Source organism: Pseudomonas sp. LF020 (genome assembly GCF_053456425.1).
This window is the reverse complement of the sequence record NZ_JBRFIX010000008.1, coordinates 99,674-121,720: the sequence shown is the minus strand read 5'-3', so window position 1 is coordinate 121,720 and position 22,047 is coordinate 99,674. Positions and strand designations below refer to the sequence as shown.

The 22,047-nt window shown below is 61.9% G+C and carries 24 protein-coding genes; 12 read left to right on the top strand and 12 right to left on the bottom strand.

The features are described 5' to 3' along the window. Positions 1–52: 52 nt before the first annotated feature. Both ACU680_RS19465 and ACU680_RS19460 read left to right on the top strand, forming a co-directional pair. On the top strand, positions 53–487 hold the full coding sequence (locus ACU680_RS19465; RefSeq protein ID WP_007962151.1) for a MarR family transcriptional regulator: 435 nt from the start codon (positions 53–55) through the stop codon (positions 485–487). Between the two features lie 127 nt (positions 488–614). Next, the gene (locus tag ACU680_RS19460; RefSeq protein ID WP_448180284.1) at positions 615–2,381 is read left to right on the top strand and encodes a motility hub landmark protein FimV; all 1,767 of its coding nucleotides are present in this window, start codon (positions 615–617) and stop codon (positions 2,379–2,381) included. A 141-nt stretch (positions 2,382–2,522) separates the two neighbouring features. On the opposite strand, the gene ACU680_RS19455 is transcribed toward ACU680_RS19460, so the two are convergent. Beyond that, positions 2,523–4,724 carry a patatin-like phospholipase family protein gene (locus ACU680_RS19455; RefSeq protein WP_448180283.1) on the bottom strand — a complete coding sequence of 734 codons (2,202 nt, stop codon included), beginning with the start codon at positions 4,722–4,724 and terminating at the stop codon, positions 2,523–2,525. Between the two features lie 71 nt (positions 4,725–4,795). Between ACU680_RS19455 and ACU680_RS19450 the strand changes: the two genes are divergently transcribed. Further along, positions 4,796–5,083, top strand: a complete 288-nt coding sequence (locus ACU680_RS19450) for an Rdx family protein (RefSeq protein ID WP_108591194.1) — start codon at positions 4,796–4,798, stop codon at positions 5,081–5,083. Here the strand turns inward: ACU680_RS19450 and ACU680_RS19445 are convergent. Together ACU680_RS19445 and ACU680_RS19440 are read right to left on the bottom strand one after the other, a co-directional pair. Beyond that, positions 5,077–5,970 (bottom strand): DMT family transporter, encoded by an 894-nt coding sequence (locus ACU680_RS19445; RefSeq protein WP_448180282.1) that lies wholly within the window; start codon positions 5,968–5,970, stop codon positions 5,077–5,079. The two genes, ACU680_RS19450 and ACU680_RS19445, sit on opposite strands and share 7 nt — an antisense overlap. 173 nt (positions 5,971–6,143) lie before the next feature. After that, positions 6,144–6,908, bottom strand: a complete 765-nt coding sequence (locus tag ACU680_RS19440) for an AraC family transcriptional regulator (RefSeq protein WP_448180281.1) — start codon at positions 6,906–6,908, stop codon at positions 6,144–6,146. A 136-nt stretch (positions 6,909–7,044) separates the two neighbouring features. Here ACU680_RS19440 and ACU680_RS19435 point away from each other — a divergent pair, with 136 nt between their 5' ends. Next, a complete protein-coding gene (locus tag ACU680_RS19435) occupies positions 7,045–7,860 on the top strand; it encodes a UDP-2,3-diacylglucosamine diphosphatase (RefSeq protein ID WP_007966031.1) in 816 nt (271 codons plus the stop codon). A gap of 116 nt (positions 7,861–7,976) precedes the next feature. Here ACU680_RS19435 and ACU680_RS19430 read toward each other — a convergent pair whose 3' ends face one another. After that, positions 7,977–8,567: an HD domain-containing protein gene (locus tag ACU680_RS19430; protein WP_448180280.1), complete on the bottom strand. Its 591-nt coding sequence runs from the start codon at positions 8,565–8,567 to the stop codon at positions 7,977–7,979. 26 nt (positions 8,568–8,593) lie between these two features. Then, positions 8,594–8,905, bottom strand: a complete 312-nt coding sequence (locus ACU680_RS19425; protein WP_095139324.1) for an Mpo1-like protein — start codon at positions 8,903–8,905, stop codon at positions 8,594–8,596. 164 nt (positions 8,906–9,069) lie between these two features. On the opposite strand from ACU680_RS19425, the gene ACU680_RS19420 reads away from it, so the two are divergent. Then, complete coding sequence (locus ACU680_RS19420) at positions 9,070–10,125, top strand: AraC family transcriptional regulator (protein WP_448180279.1); 1,056 nt, start codon at positions 9,070–9,072, stop codon at positions 10,123–10,125. Here the strand turns inward: ACU680_RS19420 and ACU680_RS19415 are convergent. After that, on the bottom strand, positions 10,082–11,536 hold the full coding sequence (locus ACU680_RS19415; protein WP_123589074.1) for a TrkH family potassium uptake protein: 1,455 nt from the start codon (positions 11,534–11,536) through the stop codon (positions 10,082–10,084). The two genes, ACU680_RS19420 and ACU680_RS19415, sit on opposite strands and share 44 nt — an antisense overlap. 121 nt (positions 11,537–11,657) lie before the next feature. Between ACU680_RS19415 and ACU680_RS19410 the strand changes: the two genes are divergently transcribed. Beyond that, a complete protein-coding gene (locus ACU680_RS19410; RefSeq protein ID WP_448180278.1) occupies positions 11,658–12,224 on the top strand; it encodes a nitroreductase family protein in 567 nt (188 codons plus the stop codon). A gap of 191 nt (positions 12,225–12,415) precedes the next feature. Here ACU680_RS19410 and ACU680_RS19405 read toward each other — a convergent pair whose 3' ends face one another. The 6 genes from ACU680_RS19405 to ACU680_RS19380 all read right to left on the bottom strand — a co-directional run bounded on the left by ACU680_RS19405 (position 12,416) and on the right by ACU680_RS19380 (position 16,925). Further along, entirely contained in the window at positions 12,416–13,756 is a 1,341-nt protein-coding gene (locus tag ACU680_RS19405) for a sensor histidine kinase (protein ID WP_448180277.1), read from the bottom strand. A gap of 170 nt (positions 13,757–13,926) precedes the next feature. Continuing rightward, entirely contained in the window at positions 13,927–14,376 is a 450-nt protein-coding gene (locus ACU680_RS19400) for a hypothetical protein (RefSeq protein WP_007966022.1), read from the bottom strand. A gap of 276 nt (positions 14,377–14,652) precedes the next feature. After that, positions 14,653–15,330: a response regulator transcription factor gene (locus tag ACU680_RS19395; protein WP_007966021.1), complete on the bottom strand. Its 678-nt coding sequence runs from the start codon at positions 15,328–15,330 to the stop codon at positions 14,653–14,655. Between the two features lie 7 nt (positions 15,331–15,337). After that, entirely contained in the window at positions 15,338–15,748 is a 411-nt protein-coding gene (locus ACU680_RS19390; RefSeq protein ID WP_041073068.1) for an SH3 domain-containing protein, read from the bottom strand. Positions 15,749–16,027: 279 nt separating this feature from the next. Beyond that, positions 16,028–16,327 (bottom strand): YciI family protein, encoded by a 300-nt coding sequence (locus tag ACU680_RS19385; RefSeq protein WP_367083773.1) that lies wholly within the window; start codon positions 16,325–16,327, stop codon positions 16,028–16,030. Between the two features lies 1 nt (position 16,328). After that, the gene (locus ACU680_RS19380) at positions 16,329–16,925 is read right to left on the bottom strand and encodes a septation protein A (RefSeq protein WP_027613975.1); all 597 of its coding nucleotides are present in this window, start codon (positions 16,923–16,925) and stop codon (positions 16,329–16,331) included. Positions 16,926–17,012: 87 nt separating this feature from the next. Here ACU680_RS19380 and ACU680_RS19375 point away from each other — a divergent pair, with 87 nt between their 5' ends. The 6 genes from ACU680_RS19375 to rluB all read left to right on the top strand — a co-directional run bounded on the left by ACU680_RS19375 (position 17,013) and on the right by rluB (position 22,024). Then, positions 17,013–17,876 (top strand): PHP domain-containing protein, encoded by an 864-nt coding sequence (locus ACU680_RS19375; protein WP_448180276.1) that lies wholly within the window; start codon positions 17,013–17,015, stop codon positions 17,874–17,876. A 13-nt stretch (positions 17,877–17,889) separates the two neighbouring features. After that, positions 17,890–18,519: an L-threonylcarbamoyladenylate synthase gene (locus ACU680_RS19370; protein ID WP_007966016.1), complete on the top strand. Its 630-nt coding sequence runs from the start codon at positions 17,890–17,892 to the stop codon at positions 18,517–18,519. Beyond that, positions 18,520–19,341: a segregation and condensation protein A gene (locus tag ACU680_RS19365; protein ID WP_007966015.1), complete on the top strand. Its 822-nt coding sequence runs from the start codon at positions 18,520–18,522 to the stop codon at positions 19,339–19,341. A gap of 11 nt (positions 19,342–19,352) precedes the next feature. After that, the gene (scpB, locus tag ACU680_RS19360; RefSeq protein WP_448180275.1) at positions 19,353–20,324 is read left to right on the top strand and encodes an SMC-Scp complex subunit ScpB; all 972 of its coding nucleotides are present in this window, start codon (positions 19,353–19,355) and stop codon (positions 20,322–20,324) included. 145 nt (positions 20,325–20,469) lie between these two features. Then, complete coding sequence (locus tag ACU680_RS19355) at positions 20,470–20,661, top strand: DUF1289 domain-containing protein (protein WP_448180274.1); 192 nt, start codon at positions 20,470–20,472, stop codon at positions 20,659–20,661. A 142-nt stretch (positions 20,662–20,803) separates the two neighbouring features. Continuing rightward, the gene (gene rluB / locus ACU680_RS19350; RefSeq protein WP_007966012.1) at positions 20,804–22,024 is read left to right on the top strand and encodes a 23S rRNA pseudouridine(2605) synthase RluB; all 1,221 of its coding nucleotides are present in this window, start codon (positions 20,804–20,806) and stop codon (positions 22,022–22,024) included. Positions 22,025–22,047: the final 23 nt, after the last annotated feature.

Sequence of the window (22,047 nt, the reverse complement as noted above, 5' to 3'; positions counted from 1 at the left end):
GCTGACTAATAATTAGTTTTTCTCTATTTGTCAGTCTACTCATGAGTGTTTTATGCCGTTAACCGATCAACACCGCTTTGGCATGCAATTGGCCCAGATGTCCCGAGGCTGGCGTGCCGAACTGGATCGCCGCTTGGCCGGTCTGGGCTTGTCCCAGGCACGCTGGCTGGTGCTGCTGCACCTGGCACGTTTCGAAGACGCGCCGACCCAACGCGAGCTGGCGCAAAGCGTCGGTGTCGAAGGGCCGACCCTCGCGCGCTTGCTCGACAGCCTGGAAAGCCAGGGCCTGGTGCAACGTCAGTCGGTGATGGAAGACCGCCGGGCGAAAAAAATCGTGCTCTGCGCCCCGGCACTGCCGCTGATCGAACAAATCGAAACCATCGCTACACAGTTGCGTCACGAATTGTTCGAAGGCGTCGACGAGGCCGATTTGAAGGTATGCATGCGCGTTCACGGGCACATTCTGGCCAACCTGGAAAAATCTTGAGGCATAACCGCGCGCAGGTTTTTTGAGGGATCGCGCAGAGCAGACTATAAGAACTACTGGGCAATATCGTGTTCGTACCGGATGTGCGAACGCATAGAAACCGGTTTTGCTTATTTAAGGGATGCTCATGCTCGCAAGTCGGCACGTTGTACTGCGCGGTGGCGCCAGATGGCTGCTGGTCGCTGGTGTATTCAGCTATTCGACCTGGTCGATGGCACTGGGGCTGGGCGACATCACCGTCCACTCGGCCCTCAATCAGCCGCTCAAGGCCGATATCGCGCTGGTGGATGCCGCTGGCCTGAGTGCCGGCGACCTCTCGGCCAGCCTCGCCACGGCCGATGAATTCGCCCGGGCCGGGGTCGAGCGGGTGTTTTTCCTCAATGACCTCAAGTTCACCCCGATCCTGCATGGCAATCGCCAGATGATCCGGGTGACCTCGCGCAAACCGGTCAATGAACCCTTTCTGAATTTTCTGGTGCAGCTCAATCAGCCCAATGGCCGCCTGCTGCGCGAGTACACGCTGCTGATCGATCCGCCCGGATCACCGAGCATCGTGCCGGCCACCGACGAACCCGATCCACGTCCGCAATCCTCTGAATTCCCCACCGTCGAGCCCGCCACGGCGGCGCCTCAGGCTGCTCAGGGCAAACGCGATGCCGCCCCTTCAGCGCCACCCGCTCCGGCGGCGCCAGCCAACGATGCCGTGGCCGAGCAATTGGCGGCCAGCGTGTTGCTCAGTCAGCAACTGCAAAAGACCGTCGACGAACTCAACGCCAGACTGCAGGCGCAGGATGTGCAGATTGCCGACGGCAAAAAGCAGATCAGTGATCTGCAAACGCGATTGAGCGAACTGCAACAGCCACCGGCGCCAGCCATCACGCCGCCAATACCCGCGCCAGTCACCACCGCGCCTGAAGCTGCCGACGATGGCCTCAACTGGCCGCTGCTCGGTGGCTTGCTGGTGCTGTTGGGATTGTTGGGTGCCGGGCTTTTCGTCCGACGTCGCCGGCAACTGGCGGAGGTCACGGCACCACTGGCAGCTCTGCCCGCCGTTCGGCAAACAGATCCTGAAGACCCGCCAGCCACACAATCCGCCAGCCTGCGAACCACCACCGAACACCGCGAAGAACCGGCGGCCGGCGATGTGCTGGAGGCGGTGGGGATCTATCTGGCCTATGGGCGTTTGGGTGAGGCGGTCGGGCTGTTGCGCAATGCCATGGACAAGGAGCCAGAGCGTACGGAGCTGGGTGTGCAATTGCTCGAAGTGTTGGGGCGGCAAGGGGACAGCGCAGCTTATGAACAACAGGAAAACCGCCTGCGTGATGCCGGGGTGGATCCGCAGCAGCTGGCCGCGATCCGTGAGCGGCATCCAAAATTGACCGGCGCTGCGCCGATAACCCCGGCGGTGTCGATGGTCGCAGCCACAGCGGTGGCGCCTGAGCCATCGGCGCCCGAGGATGATTTCGAATTGAATCTGGGTGAGCTGTCGATGGCGTCCAGTTGGGATCTTGAAGACAGTCGTTCGACACCTGAGCCGCCCGCAGAACGGACTGCATCGAACTCCGATCTTGAAATCCTGCCGCCGGACTTCGAGCTGCCCGAAACGGTGGTCAGCGAAGAGGCGGAGCTGGAGTGGATCCCCGAACCGGACGCACAGCCGCTGGACGATGACTTTCTTAACGAGTTCGGTGATCCGGGCGAGTCGCTGGCACTGGAACCGCTGGAGCTTGGGGGCACTGAGCCGGAACACGGTTCTGAGAAGCTCGAACAGGCGCAGACTTGCATTGATGACGGGGATATCGACAGCGCGATTGCCTTGCTCAATGAGTTGCTCAAGGAGGGGGACGAGCCCCTCAAGCAAACGGCGCGGACGTTATTGGCAGGTATCCGCTGATCTGAGTGCCATTGGCTGATGCGGTGCCTGTACTGACGCCTTCGCGAGCAAGCTCGCTCCCACAGTTGGAATGCGTTCCATTGTGGGAGCGAGCTTGCTCGCGAAGGCGTCAGCGCCGACAACATCAATCCACCTGAGTACTCAGAACGTCTGCCCCAGATTCAAATAAACCGCCTGCTCATTCGCATCATTCAAGCCATAGGTGAAGTTCAGCGGCCCCAGCGGCGTATCGAACCCGATAAACACACTCGCTGCATTGATGTAGCCGCTGTCGAATTCATTCTCGTTGTTCCACGCCCGCCCACGTTCCAGCGAAGCCCCGGCATACAGCGGGAAGTCCAGTGGCAGGTAGGAGCGTGGTGTCAGCCGGCGGTAATACACCGCGCGCATCAGGCTGACGTTTTGTCCCGAAATCGAATCCTCGCGAAAGCCCGATAACTGCCGCGCACCGCCTAGCAGGAAGCTCGACGTCACCACGTTGGCATCGTCCAGCGTTCGGCCGTAGCGGCCGCCGAGAATCAGCGTATCCGGGCCATGGCTCATGGCTTTATCGAGCTTGAATTCCCATTGTCGGTAGCGTGTGTCCGAACCCAGACCCGGTTCGAATTGCATCAGGGTCAGGCTGACGTCCTTGCCCTCGTGGGGGAAGTAGACGTTGTCCAGCGAGTCGAACGAGTACTTCAGCGAGTAGAAACCTTCAGTGAAGTTTTCCCTCGGCAGATCCTGATCGCCGATTCGCACATCCGCTTTGCCCCAAGCCTCGCCGACGCCGAAACGGATTTCGCCGTTGTTGCCGATCTGCCGACCGAAATTGAGGCCGAAACCATAGCGCTCGACGCGGTATTGAGCGATCGGATCGTTGTCGAGTATTGAATCGACGTTCTGCGCTTCAAACGCAGCATACGGGGCGACGAAGTAGCGCGAGCCGACGTCCAGTGGCTGATAGAACTCGGTATACAGTTCCTGCTTGTCACCGATCTGCGCCCGGGTCAGCCATTCCGCGCCGAGGCGGTTGATGCCGTTGATGCGGTAGCTGGCGCCGAGGTTGAAGGCGCTGTCACCGCGCATGTCGTCCGAAAGGTTCAGGCCGACCCGCAGGTAATCGGTGCCGCTGCGTTTGCCCCGGGCGCTGATCACCAGGGTGTGATCCTGGCCCTTGTGCACCACGCGGTATTGCACCTGTTCGAAGTAATCGAGGCCGTACAGCGTGCCCATGTCCGAGTGCAATCGACCGAGGTCCAGCGGCTCGCCGATTGGCTGACGGATGTAATAGCGGATCACTTCGTCGCCGACTTTCGAGTCGTTCTCGACCCTGATCGCGGTGATGATCGGCGTGCGCTGGCCCGGGGCACGGGCTGCGTTCAGTTCGGCGTCCTGAGATTCGTGAGGTTTGAGCTGAGCGAGGCGGGCGTCGAGAATCCGCGTGGCGCGGTAACCGGCGTCAATCATCTCCTGGGCCTTGCCGAAATCGGTGACGCCGAATGCCGCCAGCGCCGGCTGGATCAGCACGTCGGTGGGTTTGAGGGCGGCCAGTTGCTCTTCGGAGTTACGCCGGGTCATCAGGGTGATCGACTGGTTCAGCACATCGACCACGGTCGTCAGTTGTTTGCGGTTGCGCAGTGGCGTACCGATGTCGACCACGATTGCCACGTCGACGCCCATTTCCCGCGCGACGTCGAGCGGGATGTTGTCGGTCATGCCGCCGTCTACCAACAACCGGCCGTCCAGCTCGACCGGGGCGAACACCGCCGGGATCGACATGCTGGCGCGGATCACCTGGGGCAAGTGGCCTTTGCGGAACACCACTTTTTCGCCGTTGGCGATGTCGGTGGCCACGGCGCGGAACGGGATCGGCAGCTTGTCGAAGTCGCGGGTGTCACTGGTGTGCGCCAGCAGGCTCTCCAGCATCAGCGCGAGGTTCTGGCCCTGAATCACCCCCAGCGGCAGGCCGAGGCTGCCGTCATCGCGGAAACTCAGTTGCTGTTTCACCAGAAAGTCGCGGTCGTCCTGCTTGCGGCGAAACGGCACGTCTTCCCGTGGCGGTGCGTCGGACAGCGCCTGCTGCCAGTCGATGTTCAGCGCGAGTTTTTCCAGTTCGTCGATTTTGTAGCCCGAGGCATACAGGCCACCGACCACCGCGCCCATGCTGGTGCCGGCAATCGCATCGATCTTGATGCCTTGTTCTTCAAGGGCCTTGAGCACGCCAATGTGCGCCAGGCCACGTGCGGCACCACCGGACAACACCAGGCCGACTTTCGGGCGGGGGGCTTCGGCGGCATGCACGGTGACATTAGCAAAGAGGGGCAGGAAGACAAGCAACAGGCAGAGCAGCAAACGGCGCATGGTGAGTCTCGGGGCAAGCGATAAAGCCGGCTATTATAGCGGCGCCCTCTGTCTCAGGAGTTTCAGCGAACATGACCGTGAAAAAAGCGGAAGTCGTCATTACGTATTGCACCCAATGCCAGTGGCTGCTGCGCGCCGCGTGGCTGGCGCAGGAGCTGCTCAGCACCTTCGGCGACGACCTCGGCAAGGTCTCGCTGGTGCCGGGCACCGGCGGGGTATTTCACATCAGCTGCGACGACGTGCAAATCTGGGAGCGCAAGGCCGACGGCGGTTTTCCCGAGGCCAAGGTGCTCAAGCAGCGAGTGCGCGATCAGATCGATCCTGACCGCGACCTCGGTCACAACGACCGCACTCAGTGAGACGCGGCTTCGGCAGCCACGGTTTTCTTGTCGGCGCTGCCTGACATCCGCGCCGAGACCACGATGGCGACGATGATCAGCGCGCCGCCGAGCAGCATGCGCAGCGTCGGGTTTTCATTGAACAGCAGCCAGGCGATGGTGATGCCGTAAACCGGTTCCATGGCGAACACCACGGCGGCAGTGCGTGCCTTGATCACCGCGAGGCTGGCGACGAACAGGCTGTGGGCGACGCCGGTGCAGAACACCCCGAGCAGGGCGATCCACAGCCAGTCCAATGCACGTACTTCGCTCAGTTGCGGGGCCGCGACCGGTAGCAGACACAGCGCCACCACCACGTTCTGGCACAGCGCGGCCTGCACCGCCGGGATGCGTCCGGAACTGGCACGATTGGTCAGCGACAGCAGGGCGAACAGCAGACCCGACAGCACCGCCCAGAGCAACCCGGTGGTGGCGCCGCTGGCCAGATCGAACGCCGGCGTCACCAGCACCAGACCGACGCTGACCAGCACCACCAGCACGATTTCATTGGCGCGGATGCGTTCACGGAAGATCAGCCCTTCGAGAATCACGGTGAACGCCGGGAAACTGGCAAAACCCAACGTCGCAATCGCCACCCCGGCGACCTTCACCGCGATGAAAAAACTCACCCAGTGCCCGGCCAGCAACACGCCGCTGAGCGCCAGACGCCGCCAGTCGACCGCCTGCAGTTTCTGCCAGCCGTGCTGGCTGGCGAAGCGGGCAAAAAAAGCCAGGGCGAGCACGGCAAACACGGCGCGTCCGAAGACGATCACCGCCGGCGAGGCGGCCGCGAGTTTGCCGAACACACCGGTCAGGCCGAACATCAAAGCGCCAATATGCAGGGCGCCGAGGGCGGTACGCGGAGTCATTGCAATCCTTCTTGAGTCTGTCGATACGCAACATGATCACTGTAGGAGCTGCCGAAGGCTGCGATCTTTTGATCTTGATCCTTCAAAGCAAGATCAAAAGATCGCAGCCTTCGGCAGCTCCTACACGTGGATGCACATTGAAGCGTGTTGCGGCTCGCAAGTCTGTCGGCGAACTAGCGTTTTTTGTCGCTGGAGTCGCGGCGCAACTGGCCGGGTGAGGCGCCGAACTCTCGCAGCACGGCGGCCGAGAAGGCACTTTGCGAGCTGTAACCGACCCGACTGGCGATTTCGCCGATCGGCAACGCGGTCTCGCGCAGCAAGCCCACTGCCTTGTGCAGGCGTCGGCTGCGAATGTAGTCCATCGGCGTTTGCCCGCATTCGGCCATGAACCGCGCGTGCAGGCGAGCGCTGGACAGCCCGGCGATCTGCGCCAGATCGGCCACTTGCAGCGGGTAGGCGGCGTGTTGCTCGATGTGCGCATCCAGCGCCGCGTAGGGCAGGCGCCGTGCCGAGAGTTCGCCAGGTCTGGCGTGATTCAGGCTGGCCAGCAGCAACACTGCACCTTGCTGGGCAATCAGCGGGTCACTGACCGGACTGTTCGCCAGCCAGCTGACCAATTGGCTTTGTCCCGCATCAAGAGACAACCGCGCAGGCTGGTCGAGCAAGCGCTGACTGGCGTCGGCGTGCTCGCCCAGCGAATCGTTCAGCCATTGCCCGTCGGGCACGTCCAGCACCAGACAACGGCTGCCATCGGGGCTGCCGCAGGCATGATGCGCGCCACCGGGGACGACCACGAAACTCTGCTGACGCACCTGGCTGCCCTGACCCTCGACTTCGAAATCCAGCGCGCCGGACAGGCCGAACACCAGTTGCGCGTGGTCGTGGCTGTGGATGATCAGATCGTGGGTGTACTGGCGCAGTGTCAGGATCGGGCGCATGGCAGAAGTCTCCGAAGTGAGCGCCAGTCTACACCGGGACACCGGGCTTGCGCGCTGTCACACGACTGACGCCTGCCTGTCATGGTCGATTAACCCGGCGCGTGCACAGTGGCGAAAACATCGCAGAGGGTTGCCCATGACCAGCGCCGAGCTTGCCAAACCCAGCCGCAAACAACGGGTGCGTACTTTGTGGATTTCCGACGTGCACCTGGGCACGCGGGATTGCCAGGCCGAGCACTTGTCGCAGTTTCTCAAGGGCTACCACGCCGACAAGATCTACCTGGTCGGTGACATCATCGACGGCTGGAAGCTGCGCGGTGGCATGTACTGGCCGCAAGCGCACACCAACGTGATCCGTCGCCTGCTGACCATGAGCAAGCGCGGCACCGAGGTGATCTACGTCACCGGCAACCACGATGAATTCCTGCGCCGTTATTCGAAGCTGATCCTCGGCAATATCCAGTTGGTCGATGAGGCGGTGCATGTCACGGCGGATGGCCGTCACCTGCTGGTGATCCATGGCGATCAGTTCGACGTGATCACCCGCTACCACCGCTGGCTGGCCTTTCTCGGCGACTCGGCCTACGAATTCACCTTGACCCTCAACCGCTGGCTCAATCACTGGCGCGCCCGGTATGGCTACGGTTACTGGTCGTTGTCGGCGTACCTGAAGCACAAGGTGAAGACGGCGGTGAGCTTCATCAGCGACTTCGAAGAAGCCATCGCCCACGAATGCGTGAAGCGCGAGTTGCACGGCGTGGTCTGCGGGCACATTCACCATGCCGAGATTCGTAAAGTCGGCGAGGTGGACTACCTCAATTGCGGCGATTGGGTGGAATCGTGCACAGCATTGATCGAGCACTGGGACGGCACGATCGAGCTGTATCGCCTGGCGGATGCGCAGGCGCGGGAGGCGCAGCTCAAGGCGGCCAAGGTCGCCGAGATCGCCTGATTTTTCAGGTGTACAAAAGGGCCTCATCGCTGGCAAGCCAGCTCCCACAGGTATTGTGAACACCACAGATCACTGTGGGAGCTGGCTTGCCAGCGATGAGGCCGGTGCAGACAACATCAGGCGGGGGCGTGTTCTTCCATCGCAGTCTTGTAGATCGAGTGCTTCGGCTGCGCAAACAGCCGCTCCAGCATCGGCTCAAAAAAACTCAACGGCAGGCTGTCATACGCCGGGTCGAACGCCGCCGCATCGTACCTGGCGCAGAATTCCACCGTCGCCTGATACTGCGGATGCGCGGCGAATTGCTCGCGCAGGTGCCGATCCATGCCCAGATGATGGAAGAAGTAGTAGCCCTGAAAGATCCCGTGCTTTTCGACCATCCACAGATTTTCGGCACTGACGAACGGCTTGAGAATCGCCGCCGCGATGTCCGGGTGGTTGTAGGAACCGAGGGTGTCGCCAATGTCATGCAGCAGCGCGCAGACCACATATTCCTCGTCACGCCCGTCGCGATAGGCGCGGGTCGCGGTTTGCAGCGAATGGGTCAGGCGATCCACCGGGAAGCCGCCGAAATCGCCTTCGAGCAACTTCAGGTGCGCGACGATCCGTGACGGCAATTGCCGGGCGTAGGCGCTGAAGTCAGCGGCGATGATCGCCCAGTCTTCCGGGGTGCCGTCCTGCATGTGGGTGAAGCGGGCATTGGCGTTCATCGGCAAGCCTCCGGGTGTGTCGGGTTTCAGAACGCCACGCGGCCGAGGATCATGTCGCGGTACATGACGAAATCGCCGAGCAGGCTGTACAGCGGATGCTGGAAAGTCGCCGGACGGTTCTTTTCAAAGAAGAAATGCCCGATCCAGGCAAAGCTGTAACCGGCCAGCGGCAGGGCCAGCAACAACAGCCATGCGCCCTTGGCGATGGTCATGGCCAGGATGAATATCACCAGCGTGGTGCCGATGAAATGCAGTCGTCGGCAGGTACTGTTGGCGTGTTCGCTGAGGTAATACGGGTAAAACTCAGCGAAGGTGTTGAATTGCTTGATGTTTTCCACGACCGCGATCTCTGTGGTTATTGTTCTGACGGCAAGTTGTTCGGCGGGTAGCTTATTTGAGTCTAGAGTGAACACTGGCATCAGCCAGTGACAATGGGCGCCACTTTAGTATCCTTCGCAAATCGGGTCGTAACATGCGATCCATCATGTAAAAGAATAACGCCATGAGCGAACGAACGACTTCTGCAAGCTGGGCGATGGGGATTGTCAAAGCATTGGAGATGGACGGCCTGGATTGCCGGGTACTGTTCAAGCAACTGGGGCTCGATTACGCCGCCCTGGATGATCCGGATGCGCGCTTCCCGCAAGATTCCATGACCCGGCTCTGGCAACGGGCGGTCGAGCTGTCCGGCAACCCGGCGATCGGCCTGAACATGGGCAAAGTAGTGCGTCCGGCCTCATTCCACGTTGCCGGCTACGCCTTGATGTCGAGCAACACCCTGGCCGAAGGCTTTCAACGCCTGGTGCGTTATCAGCGGATCATCGCCGAGAGCGCCGACCTGAGTTTTCGTCTGCTCGAAGAAGGCTACGCACTGATTCTGACCGTGCATGGCGATCACCTGCCGCCGACCCGGCAGAGCGCCGAAGCCTCGCTGGCCTGCGCGCTGGGTCTGTGCGGCTGGCTCACCGGACGCACCCTGCATCCGGTCAAAGTGCTGTTTCAGGGTGACGAGCCCGCCGATCTGCAACCTTACCGACAAGCCTTCCACGCGCCGCTGATGTTCAACGCGCCGTACGATGCGCTGATTTTCGAACGGGCCGACATGGAAGCACCGCTCCCCACCGCCAACGAAGCGATGGCGCTGCTGCACGACCGGTTTGCCGGGGAATACCTGGCGCGCTTTTCCGAAAGCCGCGTGACCCACAAGGCGCGCCAGGTGTTGTGCCGTTTACTGCCGCAGGGCGAGCCCAAGCGCGATACGGTGGCGCAGACCCTGCATCTGTCGCAGCGCACCTTGCAGCGCCGGTTGCAGGAGGAGGGCACCAGTTTTCAGCAGTTGCTCGACGACACTCGCCGCGAACTGGCCGAGCAGTACCTGGCGCAGCCGAGCATGACCTTGCTGGAGATTGCCTATCTGTTGGGTTTTGCCGATCCGAGCAACTTCTTCCGCGCGTTCCGTCGCTGGTTCGACACCACGCCCGGCGATTACCGGGCGCGACTGTTGCAGGCGCCGATCAATGACGCCAAAAGGCCGGAATACACAGCACAAACACCGTAATGATCTCCAGTCGGCCAAGCAGCATGCCGAACGACAGGATCCACTTGGCCGCATCCGGCAGGGTGGCGAAGTTGCCTGCCGGGCCGATGGTTTCGCCCAGACCCGGGCCGACGCCGGACACGGTGCTGGCGGCGCCGGTCAGTGCGGTCATCCAGTCCACGCCGAGCAGCGACAGCAGCAAGGCGATCACGCAAATCGTGATGGCGAAGAAGAACGAAAAGGTCAGGATCGAACGCACGATCTCCTCATCGAGACGGTGACCGTTGTACTTCTGCTTGATCACCGCGCGCGGGTGAATCAGCTGGTTAAGGTTGGCCTTGAGCAGGATGTAGGCGACCTGGAAACGGAAGATCTTGATCCCGCCCGCCGTCGAGCCGGAGCAGCCGCCGACAAAGCCCAGATAGAAAAACAGCATCAGCGAGAAGTTGCCCCACAGGCTGTAGTCGCCGAGGGCAAAACCGGTGGTGGTGACCACCGAGGTCACGTTCAGCGCCACGTGCCGCAGCGCTTCCAGCCAATGCAGTTTGGTGGTCCACCAATACCAGGTGCCGAGCACCAGCCAGGTCACCAGCAACATGCCGAGCAAACCCTGCACCTGCTGATCCTTGATCAGCGCCTTGCGATTGCCGCGCATGGTCGCGACGTACAGGGTGAACGGCAGGCTGCCGAGGATCATGATCACCACCGCCACCCAGTGCACCGCCGGTTGCGTCCACTTCGCCAGCGACTGGTCGGAGGTGGAGAAACCGCCGGTGGAGATCGCCGACATCGCGTGGTTGATCGCATCGAACGGGCTCATCCCGGCCCACCAGAACGCCAGGCTGCCGAGGATGGTGATGCCGACGTAGGCCGCCACGATCAGACGCGCCACCATGTGCGAGCGCGGCATGACCTTTTCCGAGCGGTCGGACGATTCGGTCTGGAACAGGCGCATGCCACCGATGCGCAGCAACGGCAGAATCGCCACCGCCATGCCGATGAAGCCGATCCCGCCGAGCCAGTGCAGCAGCGAGCGCCACATCAGAATCCCCGGCGACATGGTGTCGAGCCCGCTGAGCACGGTCGAGCCGGTGGCGGTGATACCGGACATGCTTTCGAAGAATGAATCGGTGTAGCTGATGTGCTGGGTCAGCAAAAACGGCAGTGCGGCGAAAATACACACCACCAGCCAGCTGCTGACGGTTAGCAGATACATGTCGCGCGGGCGCAGGTGGATGTGTTCGGGGCGGCCGGGGATTACCAGTGCAAGGCCGGCGACGAAGGTAATCATGCTCGCCCAGAGAAACGACGGCAAATCGCCGGTGCGCTCGAAAATCACCAGGGTGGCCATGGGCACAACCATGGCGATGGCCAGGGTGATCAGGAAGATGCCGATGATGAAACCAATGATCCGTAAGGTCGGCAACGCCATGAAGTCCGCTCGGGCTGATGTAGGAAGGGCGCCATTCTACCCGTGGGGCAGGGCATGTAAACCGGCACCCTGTTGCCGGATACCGCTAGAATAGCCGCACATTTTTCTCAGGAGGTGGCCGATGCAGGCTCTCGACGCTTTGCTCAACCGTGTTTCCGTTCCACGCCTGGTCGAACCGGCCCCTACTGCCGAGCAGCGCGAAGCTCTGTTTGGTGCAGCCCTGCGCGCCCCTGATCACGGCCACTTGCAGCCGTACCGTTTCCTCACCGTCGAAGGCGCGGCGCGCGAGCAAATGGGCGAGTTGCTGGCCGAAGCGGCGCAGATGCAGGAAGGCGAAGTCACTGAAGCGATGATCGACAAGGCGCGCAACGGCCCGCTGCGGGCACCGCTAGTGGTGGTGGTGATCGCGAAACTGCAGGAGCACGTCAAATATCCGAAGGCCGAGCAGTTGCTGGCGGCGGGGTGTGCGGCCCACGGGATTCTGCTGGCGGCGTATGCGCAGGGGATTGGTGCGGTGTGGCGTACTGGTGAACTGGCGTATTCGAAACATGTGGCCCAAGGGTTGGGGCTGGCGGAAGGCGAAGAGGTGATCGCGTTCCTGTACCTCGGCACGCCACAGAAGGAGCCGCGTGTGGCCGAGAAGGTTGATCTGGCCGAATTCGTCAGCGCCTGGCCGTCCAAGGCTTGAAGATCAAAAGCCCCTCACCCTAACCCTCTCCCGGAGGGAGAGGGGACTGATTGGGGAATGCTCCAGGGATGCGCCGAGCGGAGCGATCTTCGCTGAATCCATAGTCGACACGGCTTGCCAGGTCGATGCAATTCGCATAACACCTCGGTCGGCTCCCTCTCCCTCCGGGAGAGGGCTGGGGTGAGGGGCCTTTAAGGCTGGACAATTGCCCCAGGTACCAACGGCAATTCCAGACTGGCGACAAACCCGCCCTCGGGATGATTGGCCAGCAGCAGACTCCCGCCATGCCGCTCCGCCGCGCGTCTGGCAATCGCCAGGCCCAACCCATGTCCCGCCGCCGTCTGCCCCGGCGCCCGGTAGAACGGCTCGCCCAACTGGCTCAGATGCTCGGCCTGCACGCCCGGCCCATGGTCGCGCACACTCACCACAATCCGCTCGCCCTGACGTGTGGCCTGCATTTCGATTGCCTGCCCCACCGGGTTGAAGCGTTGGGCGTTGCGCAAAAGGTTATCGACGGCGCGCTCGATCATGGTCGGCCAGCCGGTCAGATTCAGCTGCGGCTCGGCATTCAGTTGCACGGTCTGCTCCGGTGAGCCGAGCTGGGCGTCCTTTTGCAAGGTGCCGAGCAGGGCGTTCAGGTCTACTTCTTCCGCACTGGCGTTGTCGGCATCGACCCGCGCCAGCACCAGAATCTCGCTGATCAGCGCTTCCAGGCGATCACATTCGCGGGTCAGGCGCGGCCAGAGTTTTTCGCGTTCCTGCGGGCTGGCGCGCTCGGCCAGTGCCAGAGCAATGCGCAGTCGCGCCAGCGGTGAGCGCAACTCGTGGGACACATCGCGCAGCAACTGACGCTGGCTGCCGATCAGGCTTTGCAGGCGCGCGCCCATGCGGTTGAAGTCGTTGGCCAGCACGCCGAACTCATCGCGGCGGTTGGCCAGTTTCGCCAGGCTGTTCTGTTGATAGGTGGTCTGCCCCAGATCATGCACCGCGCCGCGCAAACGGCTGAGCGGGCGGGTGATGGAGAAGGTCACCAACAGGCTGAACAGGGTCAGCACCACCAGCGCGATGCCCAGCGCACTCAGCGGCCAGAGCAGACTTTCGCGGTGCCAGGCGTCGAGTTCCGGGTGCGGGATGCGGAAGATGAACAGGTAGGTGTCGCCGGTTTTGTCGCTGGTGAACTCGTCGGTCAGGCGCCGCCAGGGCAGGCGTCGGTCATCGTTGTTCTGCCGGGCCTCAAACGCCGCGGCGCGGCGCGGGAAGGTGCCGCGCACCACCGGGTCGCCGCTTTCGTTCAGCACCTGGACGTCAATGTGATATTGGCGCTTGCGCTGTTCGAGGATGTCCTGCGCGGCGTCTTCGCCCTGGGCTTCGTAGGTTTGTGTCCATTCGGCGGCCAGGGTGTTGAGGCCCGGATGGCGGCTGAGGATCCACGCGTCCTGATTGAGCATGTGCCCGAGCAAGATCGACAGCCCCGCCACCAGAGCGATGGCCAGCCAGAAGCTCGCGAGAATACGCCAGAACAATGAACGCACAGAAAATCCTCAATCAAACGCGTAACCCCTGTAGGAGCTGCGGCACGCTGCGATCTTTTGATCTTATTTTTCAGAAGCAAAATCAAAAGATCGCAGCGTGCCGCGGCTCCTACAGAGGGCGGATGTGAACAGGCCCGACGGGGTTAGCCGTCGGGCCTGTGATTAGAACATTATTGCGCCTTTTGCGGCTGCTGCGCTTTCCACGCCTTGAACTCGGCCCATTCGGCGCGGCGTTCAGCCTGTTTTTTCTGGATCTCGTCGAATTTCTTCTGTTGATCCGGTTTCAGCAGGTTACGTACGTCAGCTTCGGCTTTCTTGTGGTTGGCGGCCATCTCGTCTTTCATGGCTTTCTGGTCAGCCGGCGAGAGTTTTTCCAGGTACTTCTCGACTACCTGGCGACGCTCGTGCATCTGCTCGCCCATGATCTTGCGGATCTGATCGCGCTGTTCGCGGGACAGGTCGAGTTGGCTGTACGGGCCTTTGCCGTGCATGCCGTGCATCTGACCGCCGTGGCGTGCACCGTCCATCGGGCCACCCATCGGGCCGCCATCCTGTGGCACAGCCATGGCGACGGTTGGCAGAGCGGCAGCGAACATCAGAGCGATAAGAGTCTTGCGCATGGTGTATCTCCTTGTCTCGTTCCCGGTACGTTCCGGATGAGTTCAGATTACGGAGATCAAGGTCAGCGGCGGTCAGCCCAAAGTAAAGCTTGGGTAAAGACGCTTCGGTCCTGACCTGACAAATATCACTGGCACTCCACCTGTGGCGAGGGAGCTTGCTCCCGCTGGACTGCGCAGCAGTCTCTCTTTTTTGATTTGAAAAACGAGGGCCGCTTCGCTGCCCAGCGGGAGCAAGCTCCCTCGCCACATATAGCATTCAGGCAGGTCTTTCCCGATTTACAGGCTGTAGTAGTAACCACGGCTGCGCAGGGCGACAATTCGTGGGCGGCCGTCGGGGTGGGGGCCGATCTTCTTGCGCAGGTTGCTGACGTGCATGTCGAGGCTGCGGTCGTACAGGGTCAGCTTGCGGCCGAGGGCCAATTGCGCCAGTTCCTGTTTGTCCAACGGCTCGCCGGGCTGCTTGAGCAGTGCTTCGAGCAGGCGGCTTTCGGAAACGGTGAGGGTCAGTTCTTTCTCGTCGATGCTGACCACGCCACGCACCGGGCTGAAGCTCAGGTCGCCGAGTTCGAGCTGGGTCGACACAGCGGCCGGATGGCTGCGGCGCAGCACGGCGCGCAGGCGCGCGGTGAGTTCACGCGGATCGCAGGGTTTGGCCAGGTAATCGTCGGCGCCCAATTCCAGACCGAGAATGCGATCCAGCGGTTCGCCGCGTGCCGAGAGCATCAGCACCGGCAGATCGGCGTGTTCGCTGCGCAATTGCTTGAGCAGTTCCAGACCGCTGCCATCGGGCAGCATCACGTCCAGCACCACCGCCGCCGGGGCGGATTCGGCCAGCGCTTTGCGCGCGCTCTGGCCATCGTGGCAGGCGCGTACCTGGAAGCCTTCCTGGCTCAACCAGCTACTCAGGAGTTCGCACAACTCCTGGTCATCATCAATCAGTAACAGCTCGCTCATGACTCACTCAATTTAGCCATTGCCGACGTTTTCGGCTTGCTCCACTGGCAAAGATACCGCACAGCAGCGCCAATAGCGCTACCCCGGCGCCGGTGACGAACCATTGCTGCTGTTCGGTCAACAGTCGTGGCAAGGGACTTGCCTGGGCTTCCTTGAGTTGCAGCTTCAGGCGCTGGTTCTCCTGACGCAACCGGGCGAGCTGGGCGCTTTCGCGGGTGTTGTCGGCATTTTGCAGTTGTTTGCTCAGTTCTTCCCGCTGCTGCTCGCTGGCCTTCAGGCGCTGCTGCAGTTCGGTAATCTGACTGCCGGCACTTAACGACAATGGCGTGGAGCTGCCGCTTTCGGTGGTTTCCTCACCATGGGCGGGTGCCATGATCGTCAACGTGACCCACATCAGACACAACGGACCTTTGCGCATTGCGATTCCTGCTTGCAAATGGATATTGGGCAGGTTGTCGGCAGGCAAACGAGAATAATGAGCGATTGAGAGTGGGGAGAAGCGGGAAGGTTCAGTGTCAGAGGCAATGTCGAGCGTGGTGAGTTGAACAATTTGAGCTTGGGGAGTCATTGTGGCGAGGGAGCTTGCTCCCGCTGGGGCGCGAAGCGCCCCCCGCTTTCCAGCTCATAGGCAATGAGACTGCTGCGCAGTCCAGCGGGAGCAAGCTCCCTCGCCACAAAGTCCCTCGATATTCCTTGGTTACGGCAAGACTTGCTTGAACGGCTTGACGGTCACATTGGCGTACACGCCGGCGGCGATGTACGGATCGGCGTCGGCCCAGGCTTGGGCGGCGCTCAGGGAGTCGAATTCGGCGACGATCAGGCTGCCGGTGAAACCCGCAGCGCCCGGATCATTGCTGTCGACCGCCGGGTGCGGGCCGGCCAGTACGATGCGGCCTTCGCCCTTGAGCACTTGCAGGCGTTCGAGGTGGGCCGGGCGCGCGGCGAGGCGGGCTTCGAGCGAGTTGGCGACGTCGGTGGCAATGATTGCGTAGAGCATGTCAGTCCTCGGTTTTTGGCGTTGTGGTATCGGCGTCATGCAGATGGCGAGACAGGTAGATGCCCTGACCGACCAGGAACAGCACGGTCATGCCCAGGCTGCCGAACACCTTGAAGTCGACCCAGATGCTCTGGAAGGTGAAGGCCACGAACAGGTTGGCGGCGCCGCAGAACAGGAAGAAGGCGATCCAGGCGATGTTCAGGCGGGTCCAGACCGGATCCGGCAGGGTCAGCGCGTGGCCCATGATGCGTTTGATCAGCAGGCGGTCACCGATGAAGTGGCTGCCGATGAAGGCCAGGGCGAACAGCCAGTTGACCACCGGGGCTTTCCATTTGAGGAAGGTCTCGCTGTGGAAGGCCAAGGTCAGGCTGCCGAACACCAGGCAGGCGATCAGGGTCAGCCATTGGCTCTTTTCCAGCTTGCGCTGTTTGATGAACAACGCGCCGTAGACCACCAGGGAGCTGATGATCAGCATCGCCGTGGCGCTGTAAATACCGCCTACAGTGACCTCGTGGCCGGCGATGTCGACAACCCGTGGATCAAGTTTGTAAACGATGAAGAACAGCAGAAGCGGGATGAAATCGATGAATTGTTTCACAGTGAGAGCCAGAAGCTGGATGTGGCGGCATAATAACAAACATATGGGCGCGCGATAGCGCCAGCTGATTTGAGGTTACAACTCCCCGTGAATGTTGATTTGCACTGCCACAGCACGGCCTCCGATGGCGCCCTGGCGCCGGCGGTTCTGGTTGCGCGTGCGTTTGAAAACGGCGTGCGAGTCCTGGCGTTGACCGATCATGACACCCTTGAAGGTCTCGCCGAAGCACGCACGGCTGCCGAGGCGCTGGGCATGCAACTGGTCAATGGCGTCGAGCTGTCCTGCACCTGGGGCGGCGCGACCATTCATGTGCTGGGCTATGGTTTCGACGTCAACGCCGCGCCATTGGTCGAAGCCATCGCCAAATTGCACGATGGTCGCTGGCTGCGGTCGGAAGAAATAAGCCGCAAGCTTGGCCTCAAAGGTATGCCCGGTGCCCTCGAAGGCGCCCGGCAGATCCAGCAGGAACTGGGCGACAGCGGCAACGCCCCGGCCCGTCCGCATTTCGCCGACTGGATGGTGCGTGAAGGTTTTGTAAAGGATCGCGCCGAAGCATTCCGCAAATGGCTCGGCGCCGGCAAGCTGGGTGACGTCAAACAGCACTGGCCGACCCTGGAAGACACCGTCGGCACCCTGCGTGCCGCCGGGGCGTGGGTCAGTCTGGCGCATCCATGGCACTACGATTTCACCCGCAGCAAGCGCCGAAAGCTGATTGCCGACTATATTCAAGCGGGCGGGCATGCAATCGAAGTGGTCAATGGCCATCAGCCCGCGGAACAGGTCGGCAGCCTGGCAATCCTTGCCCGCGAGTTCGGTCTGCTGGTCAGCGCCGGCAGTGATTTCCATGGCCCTGGAGGCTGGTCCGAGATTGGCCAGTACCGGCCGGTTCCCGAGGACCTTCCACCCCTGTGGTGTCGGTTCAAACATGACACAGTTATTGCCGCCGTCTGAACAGGTAGAAAACGTGAGTCAATTTTTCCAGATCCATCCGGAAAACCCGCAAGCGCGCCTGATCAAACAGGCGGTCGAGATCATCCGCAAAGGCGGGGTGGTGATTTATCCCACGGACTCTTCCTACGCCATCGGTTGCCAGATCGGCGACAAGACTGCGATCGAGCGCGTGCGCCGTCTGCGTCAGCTCGACGAGAAGCACAATTTTGCGCTGATCTGCAGCGACCTGTCGCAACTGGGCAACTACGCCAAGATCGACACCGGCACCTTCCGCATTCTCAAGGCGCATCTGCCGGGGCCTTACACTTTTATCCTCAACGCCACCCGTGAAGTGCCGCGCCTGTTGCTGCATCCGAAGAAACGCACCATCGGCCTGCGGGTGCCGAGCCATCCGATTGCCCTGGCGTTGCTGGCCGAACTCGGCGAGCCGCTGATGAGCGTGACCCTGATCATGCCCGGCGATGAAGATCCGCTCAGTGACCCGTACGAAATGCGTCAATTGCTTGAACATCAGGTGGACCTGATCATCGACGGCGGTTTCGGCGGGATCAAGGCGTCCACCGTGATTGACCTGACCGGCGACGACCCGGAAGTGATCCGCGTCGGTTGCGGCGACCCCGCGCCGTTCATGGTCGAGGCCTGAATGTCCGCAGTGGAAACCGTTGTCGATCCCCAGGCCGGCGCCCAGCAGGAACTGCCGTTTGCCATGGTCTATGGCCAGGCGGTCACGGAAATGCCGCTGGACCTGTACATCCCGCCGGATGCGCTGGAAGTGTTTCTCGAAGCCTTCGAAGGCCCGCTTGACCTGCTGCTGTACCTGATCCGCAAACAGAACATCAACATCCTCGACATCCCGGTAGCGGAAATCACCCGCCAGTACATGGGCTATGTCGAGTTGATGCAGTCGGTGCGCCTGGAACTGGCCGCCGAATACCTGGTAATGGCCGCGATGCTGGCCGAGATCAAGTCACGGATGCTCCTGCCGCGCGCCGAAACCGTCGAAGACGAAGAGGACGACCCGCGCGCCGAACTGATCCGCCGCCTGCAGGAATACGAGCGCTTCAAGGCTGCCGCCGAAGGCATCGACGGCCTGAGCCGGGTCGGTCGCGACGTCGTGGTGCCCAAGCTTGACGCCCCGGAAGCCCGGGCGCGCAAGCTGCTGCCGGACGTGGCGCTGGAAGAGATTTTGATGTCCATGGCCGAAGTGCTGCGCCGGGGCGATATGTTCGAGAGCCATCAGGTCAGCCGCGAGGCACTGTCGACTCGCGAGCGCATGAGCGATGTGCTGGAACGGCTCAAGGGCGGTGGTTTTGTGCCGTTCGTCGAGCTGTTCACCGCCGAGGAAGGTCGCCTCGGCGTGGTGGTGACCTTTATGGCAATCCTTGAGCTGGTCAAGGAATCCTTGGTCGAGCTGGTGCAGAATGAGCCGTTCGCCGCGATCCACGTGCGAGCCCGAGCCGAATAACGAGTCGAAACATGAACCTGACTGAACCCCGCGAGCTGGCGCCCCTGCTTGAAGCCTTTCTGTTGGCCTCGGGAAAACCGCAATCGCTTGAACGTCTCTACGAACTGTTCGAAGAGGGCGAGCGCCCCGAACCGCCGGTCTTCAAGAAAGCCCTGAGCCTGCTGGCCAAGTCCTGCGAGGGCCGCGCGTTCGAGCTCAAGGAAGTCGCCTCCGGCTACCGCTTGCAGATCCGCGAGAAGTTTTCGCCGTGGGTCGGGCGTTTGTGGGAAGAACGCCCGCAGCGCTATTCCCGTGCGCTGCTGGAAACCATGGCGCTGATCGCCTATCGCCAGCCGATCACTCGCGGCGAGATCGAAGACGTGCGGGGCGTGGCGGTCAACACCAACATCGTCAAGACGCTGATCGAGCGCGAGTGGATCCGCATCGTCGGTTACCGCGACGTGCCGGGCAAACCGGCGATGTTCGCCACCACCAAGGCGTTTCTCGATCATTTCAACCTGAAGAACCTCGAAGACCTGCCGCCGCTGGCCGAACTGCGCGAGATGGAAACCGAGCCAGTCCTCGATTTCGACGACGCGCCAGTGCCGCAGGGCCTGCAGGAACAGGCCGACGCCAGTGCCGAACCGGAAGAGCCGAAGGAGGAAACCAGTTTCCATACGCTGTTGCTGGAACTGGACAGCATGGAGGAGGGGATCAAGACCGACTTCGATGACTTGCTGCGGGATGCTGCTGATGGCGAAGCGCAGCCGCCTGAGCCTGAAACCGAGACCGTCGAGCCGACGAGTGAACTTGAACCTGAGGCCGAGCCTGAAGCCGAACCTGAAGAAGACCTTCTTGGCGTCGCCGAAGCCCGGGCAAAACTCCTGGCCGCTGTCGCCGCGCTCGAACAACCGGCGCCCGAGCCCGAGCTGAGCGAAGAAGAAGCCGAAGCCCGCGCGCTGGCGGAAGCCATCGAAGCCGAACGCCGCGAGTTCGAGGACTGACAATCAAATTTTCTGAACACTGACAAACCCTGTGGGAGCGGGCTTGCCCGCGATTGCGGTGCATCAGACACAAATATGCTGGCTGACGCTCCGTCATCGCGGGCAAGCCCGCTCCCACAGGGATCAATGTGTTCTGGAGAAAGGTATGAGCTCGACAAAAGCCCCCTGCATCAGCCTCTGCAAATTCACCGACGACATCTGCCTCGGCTGTGGCCGCAGCAAGCGCGAGATCCGTGCCTGGAAGAAACTCGACAAGGACGACAAGCGCACGGTACTGGCCGAAGCTGCGCTGCGCCTGATCAAACTCGGTGGCGCCGGTCGGCGGAAAAAGAAATAAGTCGCCCACCATCAGCTAGTCTCTGATGCGCGATGGCGCACATCCGCGTATGATTCGCGACCCTTCGGCGATCCCTTCGCCCGAAAACCAGATTTCAATGCTTCAGGCGCCGCCTGAACAGACCACACCGGGAGGTGCCCAGATGAGTGACATCAATCAGCAAGACGACCAGGAAATCGGCCCAGCAGGCGAAAAACTGCAGAAAGTCCTCGCCCGTATCGGCGTCGGCTCGCGCCGTGACGTCGAAGCCTGGATCAGCCAGGGCCGGATCAAGGTCAATGGCAAAGACGCCACCCTCGGCCTGCGCGTCGACATGCACGACGCCATCACCATCGATGGCAAGGTGATCAAGCGCGAAGAGGCTGCCGAGTCGGTGCGGCGCGTGATCATGTACAACAAGCCCGATGGCGAGATCTGCACCCGTGACGACCCGGAAGGCCGTCCGACCGTGTTCGACAAGCTGCCGCGTCCGAAAGAAGGTCGCTGGATCAACATCGGTCGTCTCGACATCAACACCACCGGTCTGCTGATGTTCACCACCGACGGTGAGCTGGCCAACCGCCTGATGCACCCGTCCTACGAGATGGACCGTGAGTACGCCGTGCGTGTACGCGGTGAAGTCGACGACGAAATGATCGAGCGCCTGAAGGCCGGCGTGGTACTGGAAGACGGCCCGGCGCGTTTCACCGATATTCAGCAGGCGCCGGGTGGCGAAGGCTTCAACCACTGGTATCACTGCGTGGTGATGGAAGGCCGTAACCGTGAGGTTCGTCGTCTGTGGGAATCCCAGGGCCTGGTGGTCAGCCGTCTGAAGCGCGTGCGTTTCGGTCCGGTGTTCCTCAACTCCGACCTGCCGATGGGCCGCTGGCGCGAAATGAGCCAGTACGAAGTCGACGTGCTCAGCGCCGAAGTCGGTCTGACCCCGGTGGCGATGCCGCAACTCAACGCCAAGAGCAAGGACAAGCTGGAGCGCATGCAGCGCAAATCGTCGCGGCCGATGGCCAAGACCGAGCGCGTGCGTACCCTGCGTCCAGCCGCTGGCGCGCCGACCGGCCCACGCCCGAGCCGTGAGCCGCAGATCGAAGGCGAGCGTCCTGGCCGCAAGCCGGTTGCCCGTGATGGCGAACGCGCACCGCGTCCGGCCAACGGTCGTACCGAGCGTGGCGAAGGTCGTGCGCCTGCCGGTCGTGGTACGCCAGTGGCGGATCGTCCTGCCGACACCAGCAACAAGCGTCCGGCCAAGCCTGCAGCCAAGCGCCCAGGTATCAAACTGGTCGACGGTGACAAGCCATCGGGCAAGCGCCGTGGCGCCCCGGCCGGCTCCGGTCAGCGCCCGGGTTTTGGTCGCAAGAAGCCGGAATAAGGCAGCTGTGAGCTTTGAGCGGC

Bases quoted from the DNA above. Each gene is read 5' to 3' on its own strand.
- ACU680_RS19415 (WP_123589074.1), bottom strand. From the start codon at position 11,536: ATGGCGTTGCCGACCTTACGGATCATTGGTTTCATCATCGGCATCTTC.
- ACU680_RS19365 (WP_007966015.1), top strand. From the start codon at position 18,520: ATGTCCGCAGTGGAAACCGTTGTCGATCCCCAGGCCGGCGCCCAGCAG.
- rluB (WP_007966012.1), top strand. From the start codon at position 20,804: ATGAGTGACATCAATCAGCAAGACGACCAGGAAATCGGCCCAGCAGGC.
- ACU680_RS19465 (WP_007962151.1), top strand. From the start codon at position 53: ATGCCGTTAACCGATCAACACCGCTTTGGCATGCAATTGGCCCAGATG.
- ACU680_RS19440 (WP_448180281.1), bottom strand. From the start codon at position 6,908: ATGCGCCCGATCCTGACACTGCGCCAGTACACCCACGATCTGATCATC.
- ACU680_RS19460 (WP_448180284.1), top strand. From the start codon at position 615: ATGCTCGCAAGTCGGCACGTTGTACTGCGCGGTGGCGCCAGATGGCTG.
- ACU680_RS19420 (WP_448180279.1), top strand. From the start codon at position 9,070: ATGAGCGAACGAACGACTTCTGCAAGCTGGGCGATGGGGATTGTCAAA.
- ACU680_RS19455 (WP_448180283.1), bottom strand. From the start codon at position 4,724: ATGCGCCGTTTGCTGCTCTGCCTGTTGCTTGTCTTCCTGCCCCTCTTT.
- scpB (WP_448180275.1), top strand. From the start codon at position 19,353: ATGAACCTGACTGAACCCCGCGAGCTGGCGCCCCTGCTTGAAGCCTTT.
- ACU680_RS19410 (WP_448180278.1), top strand. From the start codon at position 11,658: ATGCAGGCTCTCGACGCTTTGCTCAACCGTGTTTCCGTTCCACGCCTG.
- ACU680_RS19445 (WP_448180282.1), bottom strand. From the start codon at position 5,970: ATGACTCCGCGTACCGCCCTCGGCGCCCTGCATATTGGCGCTTTGATG.
- ACU680_RS19355 (WP_448180274.1), top strand. From the start codon at position 20,470: ATGAGCTCGACAAAAGCCCCCTGCATCAGCCTCTGCAAATTCACCGAC.
- ACU680_RS19390 (WP_041073068.1), bottom strand. From the start codon at position 15,748: ATGCGCAAAGGTCCGTTGTGTCTGATGTGGGTCACGTTGACGATCATG.
- ACU680_RS19385 (WP_367083773.1), bottom strand. From the start codon at position 16,327: ATGCTCTACGCAATCATTGCCACCGACGTCGCCAACTCGCTCGAAGCC.
- ACU680_RS19450 (WP_108591194.1), top strand. From the start codon at position 4,796: ATGACCGTGAAAAAAGCGGAAGTCGTCATTACGTATTGCACCCAATGC.
- ACU680_RS19435 (WP_007966031.1), top strand. From the start codon at position 7,045: ATGACCAGCGCCGAGCTTGCCAAACCCAGCCGCAAACAACGGGTGCGT.
- ACU680_RS19400 (WP_007966022.1), bottom strand. From the start codon at position 14,376: ATGCGCAAGACTCTTATCGCTCTGATGTTCGCTGCCGCTCTGCCAACC.
- ACU680_RS19395 (WP_007966021.1), bottom strand. From the start codon at position 15,330: ATGAGCGAGCTGTTACTGATTGATGATGACCAGGAGTTGTGCGAACTC.
- ACU680_RS19430 (WP_448180280.1), bottom strand. From the start codon at position 8,567: ATGAACGCCAATGCCCGCTTCACCCACATGCAGGACGGCACCCCGGAA.